Source organism: Chenggangzhangella methanolivorans (genome assembly GCF_042648545.1).
GTDB lineage: Bacteria > Pseudomonadota > Alphaproteobacteria > Rhizobiales > Methylopilaceae > Methylopila > Methylopila methanolivorans.
This window is the reverse complement of sequence record NZ_JBHRXS010000016.1, coordinates 115,252-128,741: the sequence shown is the minus strand read 5'-3', so window position 1 is coordinate 128,741 and position 13,490 is coordinate 115,252. Positions and strand designations below refer to the sequence as shown.

The 13,490-nt window shown below is 69.1% G+C and carries 12 protein-coding genes and 1 pseudogene; 5 read left to right on the top strand and 8 right to left on the bottom strand.

The genetic code is table 11. From position 1 onward, the window contains the following. Nucleotides 1–71: 71 nt before the first annotated feature. Entirely contained in the window at nt 72–944 is an 873-nt protein-coding gene (locus ACFOWB_RS22565) for an aldo/keto reductase family oxidoreductase (RefSeq protein WP_261404593.1), read from the bottom strand. A 94-nt stretch (nt 945–1,038) separates the two neighbouring features. On the opposite strand from ACFOWB_RS22565, the pseudogene ACFOWB_RS22560 reads away from it, so the two are divergent. Continuing rightward, a pseudogene (locus ACFOWB_RS22560) lies at nt 1,039–1,946 on the top strand (LysR family transcriptional regulator). Between the two features lie 6 nt (nt 1,947–1,952). Here ACFOWB_RS22560 and ACFOWB_RS22555 read toward each other — a convergent pair. Next, complete coding sequence (locus ACFOWB_RS22555) at nt 1,953–3,191, bottom strand: glutamate carboxypeptidase (RefSeq protein ID WP_378149511.1); 1,239 nt, start codon at nt 3,189–3,191, stop codon at nt 1,953–1,955. A 271-nt stretch (nt 3,192–3,462) separates the two neighbouring features. Between ACFOWB_RS22555 and ACFOWB_RS22550 the strand changes: the two genes are divergently transcribed. After that, nucleotides 3,463–5,526 carry a putative bifunctional diguanylate cyclase/phosphodiesterase gene (locus tag ACFOWB_RS22550; RefSeq protein WP_261404591.1) on the top strand — a complete coding sequence of 688 codons (2,064 nt, stop codon included), beginning with the start codon at nt 3,463–3,465 and terminating at the stop codon, nt 5,524–5,526. 7 nt (nt 5,527–5,533) lie between these two features. On the opposite strand, the gene ACFOWB_RS22545 is transcribed toward ACFOWB_RS22550, so the two are convergent. From ACFOWB_RS22545 to ACFOWB_RS22525, 5 genes are all read right to left on the bottom strand, one after another. Next, nucleotides 5,534–6,466 (bottom strand): ribose-phosphate pyrophosphokinase, encoded by a 933-nt coding sequence (locus ACFOWB_RS22545; RefSeq protein WP_261404590.1) that lies wholly within the window; start codon nt 6,464–6,466, stop codon nt 5,534–5,536. Nucleotides 6,467–6,721: 255 nt separating this feature from the next. Then, entirely contained in the window at nt 6,722–7,522 is an 801-nt protein-coding gene (gene pgeF / locus ACFOWB_RS22540; protein WP_261404589.1) for a peptidoglycan editing factor PgeF, read from the bottom strand. An 11-nt stretch (nt 7,523–7,533) separates the two neighbouring features. Next, nucleotides 7,534–8,625, bottom strand: a complete 1,092-nt coding sequence (locus ACFOWB_RS22535) for a class I SAM-dependent methyltransferase (RefSeq protein WP_261404588.1) — start codon at nt 8,623–8,625, stop codon at nt 7,534–7,536. After that, nucleotides 8,622–9,446: a prolipoprotein diacylglyceryl transferase gene (lgt, locus tag ACFOWB_RS22530; protein ID WP_261404587.1), complete on the bottom strand. Its 825-nt coding sequence runs from the start codon at nt 9,444–9,446 to the stop codon at nt 8,622–8,624. Before lgt ends, ACFOWB_RS22535 begins: the two co-directional genes overlap by 4 nt. Before the next feature lie 159 nt (nt 9,447–9,605). Further along, nucleotides 9,606–9,836, bottom strand: coding sequence for a hypothetical protein (locus tag ACFOWB_RS22525; RefSeq protein WP_261404586.1), 231 nt, complete (start codon nt 9,834–9,836; stop codon nt 9,606–9,608). Between the two features lie 195 nt (nt 9,837–10,031). Here ACFOWB_RS22525 and maiA point away from each other — a divergent pair, with 195 nt between their 5' ends. After that, nucleotides 10,032–10,697, top strand: a complete 666-nt coding sequence (gene maiA, locus ACFOWB_RS22520; RefSeq protein ID WP_261404585.1) for a maleylacetoacetate isomerase — start codon at nt 10,032–10,034, stop codon at nt 10,695–10,697. Between the two features lie 52 nt (nt 10,698–10,749). Here maiA and ACFOWB_RS22515 read toward each other — a convergent pair whose 3' ends face one another. Next, entirely contained in the window at nt 10,750–11,178 is a 429-nt protein-coding gene (locus tag ACFOWB_RS22515) for a hypothetical protein (protein ID WP_261404584.1), read from the bottom strand. 198 nt (nt 11,179–11,376) lie between these two features. Here ACFOWB_RS22515 and ACFOWB_RS22510 point away from each other — a divergent pair, with 198 nt between their 5' ends. Together ACFOWB_RS22510 and ACFOWB_RS22505 are read left to right on the top strand one after the other, a co-directional pair. Next, complete coding sequence (locus ACFOWB_RS22510; RefSeq protein WP_378149506.1) at nt 11,377–12,033, top strand: response regulator transcription factor; 657 nt, start codon at nt 11,377–11,379, stop codon at nt 12,031–12,033. A 2-nt stretch (nt 12,034–12,035) separates the two neighbouring features. After that, complete coding sequence (locus tag ACFOWB_RS22505) at nt 12,036–13,469, top strand: sensor histidine kinase (RefSeq protein ID WP_378149504.1); 1,434 nt, start codon at nt 12,036–12,038, stop codon at nt 13,467–13,469. The last annotated feature ends 21 nt before the right edge of the window (nt 13,470–13,490 follow it).

The window sequence follows — 13,490 nt, the reverse complement described above, 5'->3', positions numbered from 1 at the left end:
CAGGGGTGTGGGACGTCCGCGCTGGCGCGCGTATAGCCGAAAGCGCCGGAGGGCGCAACGCGCGGGGGCGCTCAGGAGGCGTCCGCCACGCCGTCGAGTTCAGCCGCCGCGTCGGCCGGCAGTTCGAGATCCGCCGCCGCAAGATTCTCCGCAAGATGCGTGGTCGAGGACGTGCCCGGGATCAGCAGGATGTTGGCCGAGCGCCGCAGCAGCCAGGCGAGCGCCGCCTGCATGGGCGTCGCTCCGAGCGTTTCGGCGACGCCGGACAGCGTCGAAGACTGGAGCGGGGAGAACCCGCCGAGCGGGAAGAACGGCACATAGGCGATGTTTTCGCGCGCGAGCTCGTCGACCAGCGCGTCGTCGCCGCGATGGGCGAGATTGTACTGGTTCTGCACGCAGACCACGGGCGCGATCTTGCGCGCCTCCGCCACCTGCGCGGACGTCACGTTGCTGAGGCCAAGATGCCGGATGAGGCCGCGGCGCCGCAGATCGGCGAGCACGGCGAACGGGGCTTCGATCGAGCCCTCGGCGGGGCCATGGACGTCGATCATGACGCGGAGGTTCACGACGTCGAGCTGATCGACCTTCAGATTGCGCAGGTTGTCGTGCACCGCCGCTTCGAGCTGGTCGGGCGCGAACGCCGGGTTCCAGGATTTGTCCTCGCCCCGCTTGGCGCCGACCTTGGTGACGATCACGAGACCGTCCGGATAGGGCGCGAGCGCTTCGGCGATCAGGCGGTTGGTGACGTGCGGGCCGTAGAAGTCGCTGGTGTCGATGTGGTCGACGCCGGCCGCGACGGCGGCGCGCAACACCGCGAGAGCTCCGCCGTGGTCCTTGGGCGGGCCATAGACACCGGGGCCAGCGAGCTGCATCGCGCCGTAGCCCAGGCGTTTCACCGTGCGGTCGCCGAGCGCGTAAGAGCCGGATTTTTCAAGTGCGGCCATGATCAGCCTCCTGTTTCCATGAGACAGACTTAGCGCCCGGCCGGCTGTTCGATAACGATGGACGATCTGCACGGCCTGTGCTGATTTTCGTACAATGAAGGTTGATCTGTCTGACCTGAGCGCGTTCGTGACCGTCGCGCGCGCCGGCGGCTTCCGCGACGGCGCGCGCGCGAGCGGCCAAAGCGCCTCGGCGCTCAGCGAGGCGGTGCGGAGGCTCGAGGCGAGGCTCGGAGTTCGCTTCTCCATCGTACGACCCGCAGCGTCGCCCCGACGGAGGCCGGCGCGCGGCTGCTCGCCCAGACCGGCCCCGCCTTGGCGGAGATCGGGGCTGCGCTCGACGTGGCGGGCGGCTCCGGCGACCGGCCCGCGGGCACGCTCAAGCTCAACGTGGCGGTTAGCGCCGCGCGGCTGGTGCTGCCCAAGATCCTGCCGCGGTTTCTCGCCGCCTATCCGGAGATCAAGGTCGAGATCGTCGCCGAGGACGCCTATGTCGACCTGCCGGCTTCGGGCTGCGACGCTGGGATCCGCTACGGCGAGCGGCTCGAGCAGGACATGATCGCGACGCCGATCGGGCCGAGGACGCAGCGCTACGCTGCGGCGGCCGCGCCGTCCTATCTCGACCGGAATGGTCGGCCAGAACATCCGCGCGACCTGCTTGCTCACGAGTGCCTGCGCGTCCGCTTCCCGAACCGCGCGCCGATGGCGTGGGAATTCGAGCGCGACGGCGAGACCGTCTCTATCGATCCTCCGGGCCAGCTCATCGTGCAGGCCGGAACCGCGGTCGATCTCGCGGTCGATATGGCGGTCGCCGGTTCCGGCGTCGTTCTGCTCTTCGAGGACTGGCTACGTCCGCACCTGGCGTCGGGCGCTCTCGTGCCGGTGCTGGGGCCCTGGTGGGAGCGCTTTCCAGGACCGTTTCTCTATTATTCCGGCCGCCGCCTCATGCCGGCCCCGCTCAGGGCCTTTGTGGACTTCGTGAAGGCCGAAGGCGTGTGGGCGTAAGGCTCGTCACTTCGCCTTCGCGGTCTCCATGATGAGGCGGGTGAGCAGATAGAGCCGCGGCGCGACGCTCGCCTCTTCGCCATACTCGTTCGGGGTGTGGATCTCGCCGCCCACGATCCCGAGCCCGTCGATCGCCGGCACGCCGGCGCCCGCCGCGATGCTGGAGTCCGCGGCCCCGCCCGAACCTTCAAGCGTGAGCTTTCGGCCGAGTTCGCCGTAGATCGCCTGCGCCTTTTCGGCGAGGGCGTCGGTCCGGTCGTTCTTCGGCATCGGCGGGAAATTGCGCTCGAGCCGCACCCTGACAGTGGAGTCAGGTACCGCTTTTTCCTGCGACTTCTCCTTGAGGTCCTTCTCCACGCGGTCGAACTCGTCGGCCGTCCGCACGCGCACGTCCGCTATCGCCTCCGCGTCCTCGGGAATGATGTTGGAGGCCGTGCCGGCCTTCAGAACAGTGAAGTTGAAGCTCGTGCCCTTGTCCTTGTCGCCGAGCCCGCCGAGCTGCAGCACCTGGTGAGCGAGTTCGGCCGCAGCGTTGCGGCCGCTCTCCGGCGCGACGCCCGCATGGGCGCTCTTGCCCTTCACCGTGACGTAAGCCCTGCCCGAGCCCTTGCGGAACGTCACCAGCCCGTCGGCCGGGCGGCCTGGCTCGAGGTTCAGCGCCACGTCATGGGCTTTCGCGGTCTCCTCGATCAGCGCCCGGGAGCCCGGCGATCCGATCTCCTCGCTCGAGTTCAGCAGCAGCGTGAGGCTCGCGAAGTCCTTGAAACCGATTTCGTTGAGGATCTTGAGGGCCGAGATCCCGAGCGCGATCCCGCCCTTGTCGTCGACGACGCCCGGTCCGTAGAGCCGTCCGTTCTCGATCCGGAACGGCCGCTTGGCGGCGTCGCCCTCGCGGAACACCGTGTCCATGTGCGCCATGAGCAGGATGCGGGCCTTGCCGGTTCCCTCGACGGTCGCGACGAGGTTCTCGGCCTTCCCGGGCGCTGCGGCCCTGTGCGCTTCGACCTTGGCCCCGAGCTCCTTCAGCTCGTCGGCGACGACCGCCGCGACGGCCGAGAGGCCCGCCTCGTCCGTACTTCCGGAGTCCTGGTCGACGAGCGTCTTCAAGAGCGAAAGCGTCGGGCCCTTCATAGCTTCCGCCTTGTCGAGCAGCGCCTTGTCGGGCTCCGCCGCCGCCGGCCCAAGCAGGGCGGCGCAAAGAGCGGCGACGAGCGGCGGTCGAATGATGAAACGCATGGCGAGCATATCCGGTCCTCCTTGCCGGAGACCTAGCGCGCGGGCTCTCCATTCCGACCCGTCGGGCGATCCGCCCATCGCCTGACTTCGCCTACGTTTTAAGCGGAAGCCCTAAAACTGCGCATCAGCTCTGGCTATTTGTAGTGCAAATCTCGTGTATACATATCAATTTAAGTAAATATCCGTTAAGATTTCGCGCGATCAACCCAATGTTACCGTCTTTACTGGATCTTCATACGCCTCGTTCTATCGTCTGTCGTCGCTCGTCCGGGTGTGGGCCATGGATCGCCATATAAACGACTTCCTTCGCCTGACGTCGGACTGGTTCTGGGAGATCGACGCCGAGCGCCGCGTGACCTTCCTGTCGGACAACTCGGAAGCGATTTCTGGGCGGCCGCAGGCCGACCTTCTCGGTCGGGAGCGCGCCGCGTGGGCCCGCACCGCCGAAGAGCGCGCGATCTGGGACGACTATCACGCCGCGATCGCCGACCGCCGCGAGATCCGAGACTTCGTGTTTCCCTATCGCCATCCCGACGGAGGCAAGCGCTGGTTCGAGCTGAGCGGCGCGCCGATCTACGACGAGGACGGCGCGTTCGCCGGTTACCGCGGCGTCGGCTCCGACGTCACGTCCCAGCATGAAGCGCGCGACGCGCTCGCCGAGCAGGTCCGGCGCTTCGACGCCGCGCTCGAGAACATGAGCCAGGGCCTGTGCATGTTCGACGCCGACGCCCGGCTGGTCGTCGTCAACAACCGCTATTGCGACATGTTCGGCCTGAAGCGCGACATCCTTCGCGTCGGAATGACCCAGCGCGAGATCGTCGAGGAGCTCGTCACGCTCGGCCGCTACCAGAAGGGCCTCACCGTCGACAAGCTGTGCGAGGGCACCCGAACCTCGCTCGCGCTTGACCACGCGGCGCCGGTGCATCGCGAACTCGCCGACGGCCGCGTGATCGCGGTCAGCCATCGCCCGATGGACGGCGGCGGCTGGGTCGCGACCTTCGAGGACGTCACCGAGCGGCGTCGCACCGAGGCCCGCATCGCGCACATGGCGAGGCATGACGCCCTCACCGACCTTCCCAACCGCGTCGCTCTTCGCGAAGTCGGCGGAACGCTCAGCCGTGACGGCGCAGGCGGGCGGCTGTCGGTGCTGTGCCTCGACCTCGACCGCTTCAAGGCGGTCAATGACGCCCACGGCCATTCGGTCGGCGACGCGCTGCTTCGCGCCATCGCCGACAGGCTGCGGACCAACGTGCGGGACGTCGACCTTGTGGTGCGGCTCGGCGGCGACGAGTTCTCGGTGCTGCATCGGGTGAAGGACGAAAACGCCGCCGTCACGCTCGCCCATCGGCTGATCTCGATCGTGAGCGCGCCTTACGACCTCGGCGGCATCCCGGTCCAGATCGGCGTCAGCATCGGCGTCGCGCTGTCGGATGAGGCGGGCGACGACGTCGAACGACTGCTGAAGAACGCCGACATGGCGCTCTATCACGCCAAGTCGCTCGGCCGCGGGGTCGCGAGCGTGTTCACCCTCGTCATGGACGAGAACGCGCAGCAGCGAATCGAGCTCGAGCGGGATCTGCGCGAGGCGCTGCGCAACGGCGACTTCGAGCTGCACTATCAGCCGCTCGTCGAGCTTGGGGACGACGCCATCAAGGGGTTCGAGGCGCTTGCGCGCTGGCGTCATCCCACCAAGGGGCCGATCAGCCCCGCGACCTTCATCCCGATCGCCGAAGAAACCGGGCTCATCGTCCCGCTCGGCGAATGGATCCTGAACCAGGCTTGCCGCGACGCCGCGACCTGGCCCGGCGACGTCAGCGTGGCGGTCAACGTCTCGGCGGTCCAGCTGCGCCGCCAGAGCTTCGCGCAGTCCGTCCTGCTGGCGCTCGCCACGAGCGGTCTGCGGGCCGACCGTCTCGAGCTCGAGATCACCGAAAGCGTGCTGCTCGACGACACGGAGGCCAATCTCGAGACGCTCCATCTGTTGCGCCGCATGGGCATCCGCATCGCGATGGACGACTTTGGAACCGGCTATTCGTCGCTGAGCTATCTGCGCCGCTTCCCGTTCGACAAGGTCAAGATCGACCAGTCGTTCCTGCGCAACGCCGACGCTTCGGCCGACGGCGCGGCGATCATCCGCGCGCTGGTCGGCCTCGGATCGAGCCTCGGCATCACCACGCTGGTGGAGGGCGTCGAGACCGCCGACCAGCTGGCGGCGGTGCGGGCCGAAGGGGCCCAGCAGGTGCAGGGCTTCCTGTTCAGCCCGCCGAAGCCGGCGCACGAAGCCGCCCGCATGCTCGGCGTGGAGGCTCGGGAGCCCGCGCGGAAGGCCGCCGTCGCGGCCTGAGGGGGCCTCAGTCGAAGAGGCTCGAGACGCTCTCTTCGGACGAGGTGCGGGCGATCGCCTCGCCGATCAGCGTGGCGATCGAGAGCACGCGGATGTTCTTGGCCACCCGCACCGCCTCGGTCGGCTGGATCGAGTCGGTGACGACCATCTCCCTGATCCGGCTTGCGGTGATGCGCGCCACCGCGCCGCCCGAGAGCACGCCGTGGGTGAGATAGGCGTAGACGTCCTTGGCGCCCTTGGCGATCAGCGCGTCGGCGGCGTTCACCAGCGTGCCGCCCGAATCCACGATGTCGTCCACGAGGATGCAGGAGCGGCCCTCGACGTCGCCGATGACGTTCATGACCTCGGACTCGCCCGGCCGCTCGCGGCGCTTGTCGACGATCGCGAGCTGGGCGTCGATGCGCTTGGCGATCGCCCGCGCCCGCACCACGCCGCCGACGTCGGGCGACACCACCATGACGTTGTCGAGCGGCAGCCGGTCCTTGATGTCGCGCACGATGACGGGGGCGGCGAACAGGTTGTCGGTCGGGATGTCGAAGAAGCCCTGGATCTGCCCGGCGTGGAGATCGAGGGTGAGAACGCGGTCGGCGCCTGCCTGCGTGATCATGTTGGCGACGAGCTTCGCCGAGATCGGCGTGCGGCCGGAGGAGCGGCGATCCTGACGCGCATAGCCGAAATAGGGCATCACCGCCGTGATGCGGCGCGCCGAGGAGCGGCGCAGCGCGTCGATGATGATGAGCAGCTCCATCAGATGGTCGTTCGCCGGGAACGAGGTCGACTGCACCACGAACACGTCCTCGCCGCGGACGTTCTCGAGGATCTCGACGAACACCTCCATGTCGGCGAAACGCCGCACGTTGCAGCGCGTCAGCGGCGTCGCGAGATAGGCCGCGATGGCCTCTGCGAGCGCGCGGTTGGAGTTGCCGGCGACGACCTTCATGCGCAATTCCCGTGACTTCGGCGCGAGACGCGGGAAGAGGTCCCGCGCCGGGAAGCGGCACGGCTCTTAACAGCGATTCAAAGGAGCCTCAACACGCCGTGAGCGATGCGCGCGGCCAAGCCGCATCTGTCCCCGGTGAATTGGGCTCCGGCGAAAGCGTGATGTCGTCTTTCTGTCGTATGGGGATTCTTGTGGACCCGCAGATCAGCGCATCGGTCTGAGCCGACGCAGCGAAGCGGGTTTTGCGCGCGCCGTTCAGACGAGCGCGATCGCAGCGATCATGCGGCCGTAGTCCGGCTCGCCGCGATGGGTGGTGCGGCGGAACGAGAAGAAGCGCTCCTCGTCCGAATAGGTGTCGATGCCGAGGTCGTCCACATGGCCGACCCCGGCGTTGCGCAGCCGCTCGACCACATAGCCGCCGAGCTCGAACATCGCGTGCCCGGGGCGCGCGGAGGGCTCGAAGAAGCGCGCGTTGGCGGCGTCCTCGGCGGTGAAACGGCCGGCGAACTCCGGCCCGACCTCATAGGATTTCTGGCGGATGCAGGGTCCGAGCGCCGCCACGACGTCGGCGCGGTTCGCGCCGAGCTCCTCCATGCGCAGGAGCGTCGCTTCGAGCACCCCGCCGATCGCGCCCTTCCAGCCGGAATGGGCGGCCGCCACCACGCGCGCCTTGGGATCGGCGAACAGGATCGGGCAGCAATCGGCGATCGTGACCGCAACGGCGAGGCCCGGCGTCACGGTCGCGACGCCGTCGACATGCGGGCTCTTCTCCCGCGCCCACGGGCCGTCGGTCACGACCGCCTCGGCCGAATGCACCTGCCAGGGCACGGCGAGCCGTCCGGGCGCGACGCCGAGCGTCGCGGTCATGCGGGCGCGGTTCTCCCTCACGGCTTCCGGATCGTCGTTCGAGCCGAGCCCGCCATTGAGGCCGGCGTAGATGCCGGTCGAGACCCCGCCGAGGCGGGTGAAGAAGGCGTGCGAAATCCCGGGAAGCGCCGACAGCGCGGGCGAGGTCACGGTCGGAACCGTGACGGTGGAAGAGGTCGCTGCGTCCATGGCTTCGCTCCTCAGGTTTCGGCGTTCAGAATCGGCTCGAAGGCCGGCGGCGCGCCGAGCCTTGGATCGCAGACGGCGAACGCCTTGAACAGGGCGCCCATGCCGCGCGGGCTCCGGTCGGTCAATCGCCGGGCGGCCGCGAAGATCTGCTCGCGTCCGGTCGGCGAGGCCCGCGACAGCGCCTCCGCCCGAAGTCCGAGGCCGAGCCGCTCCATGAGGTCCGACTGATCGATCAGGCGCATCGGGGCCGCGCCTGCCGCGCGCGCGGCCGCGGCAAGCGCGCCGAAATCCACATGCGCGGTGAGGTCGGCCTCGCCCGGCGTCGCGAAAGGATCGGCGAAGGCGTGGGCCTTCATGGCCTGCAGCGTGTCGCCGAAGCCCGCGGCGTATCCGTAGTCGATCGCGAGCATCGAACCGCCATGGCGGGCGAGATGGATCGCGACGGCGGTCATGACGTCGAGCGCCTGCGGGCAGATCTCGCGGACGGAGCCTTCCGGCGCATCCGGCAGCGGAAGGTCCGCGGGCGCCGGCGACAGGCCGAAGGCGAGGCGTCCTTCGCCGTTAAGGCCCACAAGCCGCTCGCGCCAGCCGGCGCCGGTTCGCACGAACTGGCGGATCGGCAGCGCGTCGAAGAACTCGTTCGAGACGACGATGGCGGGAAGGGCCGTTTGTCCAAGCGCGTCGTCGACGGTCTGGACCCATCGTGTCGTGCGCCCCGAGAGCGCCTTCGCCTGAACCTCCCGCAGCGCGGGGCTGGTCTCGACGAGCACGATCTCGGCCGCCTCGAGAAATCCCGGCGCCGCCTTCGCGGCGCGCAGCATGTCGGCCATCAGCGTGCCGCGTCCCGGTCCAAGCTCGATCAGCGCGAACCGACCCGGCGCGCCCATCTGGCGCCAGACCTCGGCGGCCCAGAGGCCGATCAACTCGCCGAACATCTGGCTGATCTCGGGCGCGGTCACGAAGTCGCCGCCGCGGCCGAACGGGTCGCGGGTCGCGTAATAGCCATAGGCCGGATGCGACAGGCAGAGCGCCATGTAGCGATCCACCGGCATCGGGCCCTCGGCCGCGATCGTCTCGGCGATCTCTCGCCCGAGCGGCGTCATTCCGGCGCGAGACGCCGCCGCGCCGCGAAGACCGCGAGCGCGAGACCGAGCGGGATCATGGGCAGCGACAAGATCATGCCCATGGTGAGATCGTGGGCGTAGAAGCCGAGCTGCGCGTCCGGCTGGCGGAACACCTCGCCGAAGCTGCGCGCGGCCCCGTAGCCGGCGATGAAGAGCCCCGCGACGAGCCCCGGCCGCTTCAGCCCACCGAAGCGCACCGCGATCAGCATCAGCAGGAACAGGACGACGCCTTCGAGCGTGGCCTGGTAAAGCTGGCTTGGATGGCGCGGCTCCGGGCCGCCATGCGGGAACACCATGGCCCAGGGCACGTCGGCCACGCGGCCGTACAGTTCGCCGTTCACGAAATTCGCGATCCGTCCGAAGAACAATCCGATCGGCGCGACCACGCAAGCGAGGTCGAAGGTCGACCAGAGCGGCTTCTTCTGGAAGTGCGAGAACAGCAAGACGGCGATCGCAGCGCCCACGAGCCCGCCGTGAAAGCTCATGCCGCCTTCCCAGACGCGGAAGGCCTCCAGCGGATCGGCCTTGAGCTGCTCGATGCCGTAGGGCAGCAGCACGTAGCCGAGGCGCCCCCCGAGGATCACCCCGAAGGCGACCCAGACGATCAGGTCGTCGACGTCGAGCGAGGCAGGATGGCGCGCGCCGCCCCACAGGGCGTCCTTGGCGCAGATGCGCTTCGCCAGCCACCAGCCGCCGATGAAGCCTGCGATGTAGGCGAGCGCATACCAGCGGATGGCGATCGGCCCGACCTCGATCGCGATCGGATCGATCATCGGGAAGGGAATCGCGAAAACGGGCATGGAGGCGGGTCGCCGGCTGATGAGATGCGGGGCGCGAGCCATGGGCGAGGCCGCGCAGGGCGTCAAGCGCGGCGGGCCGACCGCCAATGCCCCAAAACGCGAAGAAGCGCCGGAAACTCTCGCTTCCGGCGCTTCTTCTTCGTTCAAACGGACGGCGGCTCAGCCGTCGTTCGCGTCGTTGCTGCGGCTCGTGCCGGCGCCGCGGTTGGTCGCCCAGTCGTTCGGCTCGAACTTGTCCTGCCGGACCCGATGCGCCGTCGCCGCGACCGTGTAGGTCTGGGCGGCCGAAGCGTGGTGGTCCTGAGCGGGCGAGGTCGGGGGAACCGGGTCGGCGTGAGCGGCCGAAACGGCCAGAGACAGCGCGCCGATGGCGGTGATCACGGACTTCATGACTTTTCTCCCTTGTCACAGGGGCGTTGCGTCAATGCAGCGTCCATCGTCCGCGGAGGGATTTATGCGTGCTTGTGTGCACGACATCCGTTGTCGTCGCATGGCTGGCGGACGCAACGCGCATGGCGCTCGCGGCGCCGTGAGCGACCTTTGGTCGGATTGCGGCTTCGCCGTTCGAGGAGCATCACGATCGGCATGAGCACCCAGGATCGGCCTCTCACCCTGTTCGCCTACTGGCGCACCTCCGCGACCTATCGAGTGCGGGTGGCGCTCGCGCTCAAGGGCCTCAAGGCGGACGAGAAGATCGTCGACATCGACGCCGGCGAGCATCGGTCTCCCGAGTTCCTGAGGATCAATCCGCTCGGCGCGATCCCGGCGATGATCGACGGGGAGGGCGATCCGCTCACCCAGTCGCTCGCGATCCTCGAATATATCGAGGAGACCCATCCAGAGCCGCCGCTGCTCCCCGCCGACGCGCGCGGCCGGGCGCGGGCGCGCGCCATCGCGGCGATGGCGGCGGTCGACACGCATCCGCTCATAACGCCGCGCGTGCGCCGCTATCTCACCGGCGCGGGCTTCGACGCCGCCGCCTGGAAGGCGTGGCAGACGCACTGGTTCACGACCGGCCTTCAGGCCATCGAGGCGCGGCTTTCCGCCGAGACGGCGACGGGCGCGTTCTGCCATGGCGACCAGGTGACGATCGCCGACATTTGCCTCGCGAGCATCCCGGCCGTGATGCAGGTGTTCGACGTCAAGGTCGCGGACACGCCCACCGTCGACAGGATCGTGGCGGCGCTCAACGAGATGCCGGAATTCGCCAACGCCGATCCCTACAGGCAGGTCGGCGCGCCGACCCGCTGACGGCGGTCCGCGGCGACATCCGCGGACCCGTCGACGTTTCGCTTCGCGCCGATCAGCGAAGCTTGCAGGCCAGAACGGCCGCGCCCTTGAAGCGGACCTCGACCTTCGCGCCCTTGCCCAGCTTGGGGAAGTCGCTCGGGAACGGCAGTTCGTCGGGGCTGTCGGCCTTGGTGTCGTAGTTGAGGTCGCCCACGACGTCGCCGCCGACCACGGTGTCGAGAGTGACCGAACCGACATTGGCGCCGTCGATCGCGATGGAGATCCGGTCGCCTTCGGCGAAGCGGCCGCCCGGAGCCGCCTCGAACTCGGTACTGAACTTCTTGCGGTTGTCCCGCTTCTCCCACTTCGCCGACATCGAGATGTCGCCGTCGCCCGAGGCGTCGCACTTGCGACGGACGCGGTCGTTGGCGGCTGCGGCCGGAACGATCGTGGCGGAGACGACGGCGAGGGCCGCAAGCGCGGCGACGACATGTCTTGTCATGACGGAGGCTCCCTTGATGTCTTCTGTCCGATCGGCGCCTGACTTTGTGGTGCGGGCCGACGCTGCGATCATTGCCGCATGGCGCCCGGCGCGATCCTGACCGAGCCCGTCAGCCTGGAGTCAGTTTCAGGATTATAAGGTCTCCGATCGACATGATCGTGGGCCGCCCGCGGATCGAAGGCGTTTGGAACGAGCGTAATGCGCATCCTGATCGTCGAGGACGAGAAAGCCATCGCCGACGACGTCGCGCGGGCGCTGACGGCCGCGAGCTATGTCGTCGACGTCGTTTCGGACGGCGAGACCGGCTGGTTCCGCGCGGGCACCGAGGCCTATTGCTGCATTGTGCTTGACCTCGGCCTGCCGCGCCTCGACGGCCTCACCGTGCTGAAGCGCCTGCGGGCCGAGGGCGTCCTGACCCCGGTGCTGATCCTGACCGCCCGCGGCGCGTGGATGGAGAGGGTCGAGGGCATCGACGCCGGGGCCGACGATTATCTTCCAAAGCCGTTTCAGGTCGAGGAGCTGGTGGCGCGCGTCGGGGCGCTGGTGCGCCGGGCGGCGGGCGTCGCGAGTTCGGTGATCGAGGTCGCGGGCCTGCGGATCGACACCCGCCGGCTGAGCGTGAGCCGCGACGGCCGCTCAGTCGAGCTTTCGAGCCTCGAGTTCCGCGCCATCAACTATCTCGCCCACCGCAAGGGCTGCGTCGTCTCGCAGGGGGAGTTGATGGAGCACGTCTACGGCGCCGAGCGCGAGCCTGACAGCAACGCCATCGAGGTCCTGATCGGCCGACTGCGCCGCAAGGTCGGCGCGGAGGCGATCGCGACCCGACGCGGCCAGGGCTACGTGGTGGGGGGCTGAGCATGACGGCCTTCGCCAAGAGCCTGCGCGGCCGCATGCTGCTGCTCGCGGTCGCCTGCGTGCTCGGCACGCTCGCGGTCGCCGGCGCCTCGCTCATTGTGGTGTTCGAAAAGCACGTGCTCGAGCTGATCGGCCGGGACCTCGACCTGCGCTGGGCCGAGCTCGCCCGCGACGTCGCGCTTGACGACGACGGCGAGCCGCGGCTCGTGATCCCGGCGCGCGACGCCCGCTACGACGCGCGCGGCAGCGGCGCCTACTGGCAGCTCATGGACAAGGACGAGCCGGAACTGCTGTCGCCGTCGCTCGGCGGGCGGCCGCTCGATCTGTCGGAGGCCGGCCCCGAACGCGCCGCGGGAAAATGGTTCGAGGTCGACGGCGCGGACGGAAGCGAGCTTTACGTGGTCGAACGCCCGCTGTCGGTCGGGCCTCCGAAGGCGCAGCGTCGGCTGATGCTCGCCGTCGCGCTCGACCACGCCCAGGTCGCGGACGCGCGCCGCGCCTTCGTGTGGGACATGGTGGTGGTGCTTGCGCTGATCTCGCTGGTGCTGCTCGCCGCCGCGGGCCTGCAGTTCCGGGTGATCCTTCAGCCGCTCGACCGGCTGCGGCGCGAGCTCGGCGAGATCCGGGAAGGCCGTCAGTCGCGGTTTCGCGGGGCCGTCCCCGCTGAGGTCGCGCCGCTCGCCGACGATCTCAACCGGCTGCTCGAAGGCCAGGAACATCTCGTCCGAAAGGCGCGCGAGCGGGCGGGCGCGCTGGCGCACGGCCTCAAGACGCCGCTCGCGATCCTGGCGGCGGAGCACCGCAGCCTGGAGGCTGAAGGAAGCGTCGACGTCGCGAGGCGCATCAAGGAGCAGACGACCGCGATCCAGACCCATGTCGAGCGCGAGCTCGCCCGGGCGCGCGCCAACGGGGCCGCGACGGCTCTCGGCGCCAATGTCGACGCGTCCAGGACAGCCGAGCGGCTGGTGCGGGTGATGAGCCGCATGCCGCGCGGAGAAGAGCTCGAATGGCGGTGCGACGCGCCGCCCTCGCTGATGCTGAAGATGGATCCGGACGATTTCGGCGAGATCCTCGGCAATCTGCTCGACAACGCCCGCAAATGGGCGGCCGGAAGCGTCACGGTGCGCTGCGAGGATTTGGGCGGCGCCGCGCGGATCGCCGTCCAGGACGACGGACCGGGCTTTGGGGCGAACGCCTCGCCTTCGAGCCTGACGGCGGGAGACCGCGAAAGTTCGGCCGGCCTCGGCCTCGTCATCGTGCAGGACATTCTCGCGGCCTACGGCTCTTGTCTCTGGATCGACCGGGCCGCGACCAACGGGGTGGTGTCGTTCCAGATCGCGACGCCCGGCGGCGCTCGAGCGGAGGAGCCGCGCAAGGAAGCGGCGTCTTCCAGAGGAGACTGGCGCGTCGCCGGCGAGGGCCGCGCCTCCGGCTGAGCCCGGGCTGCTCCGAGCGCG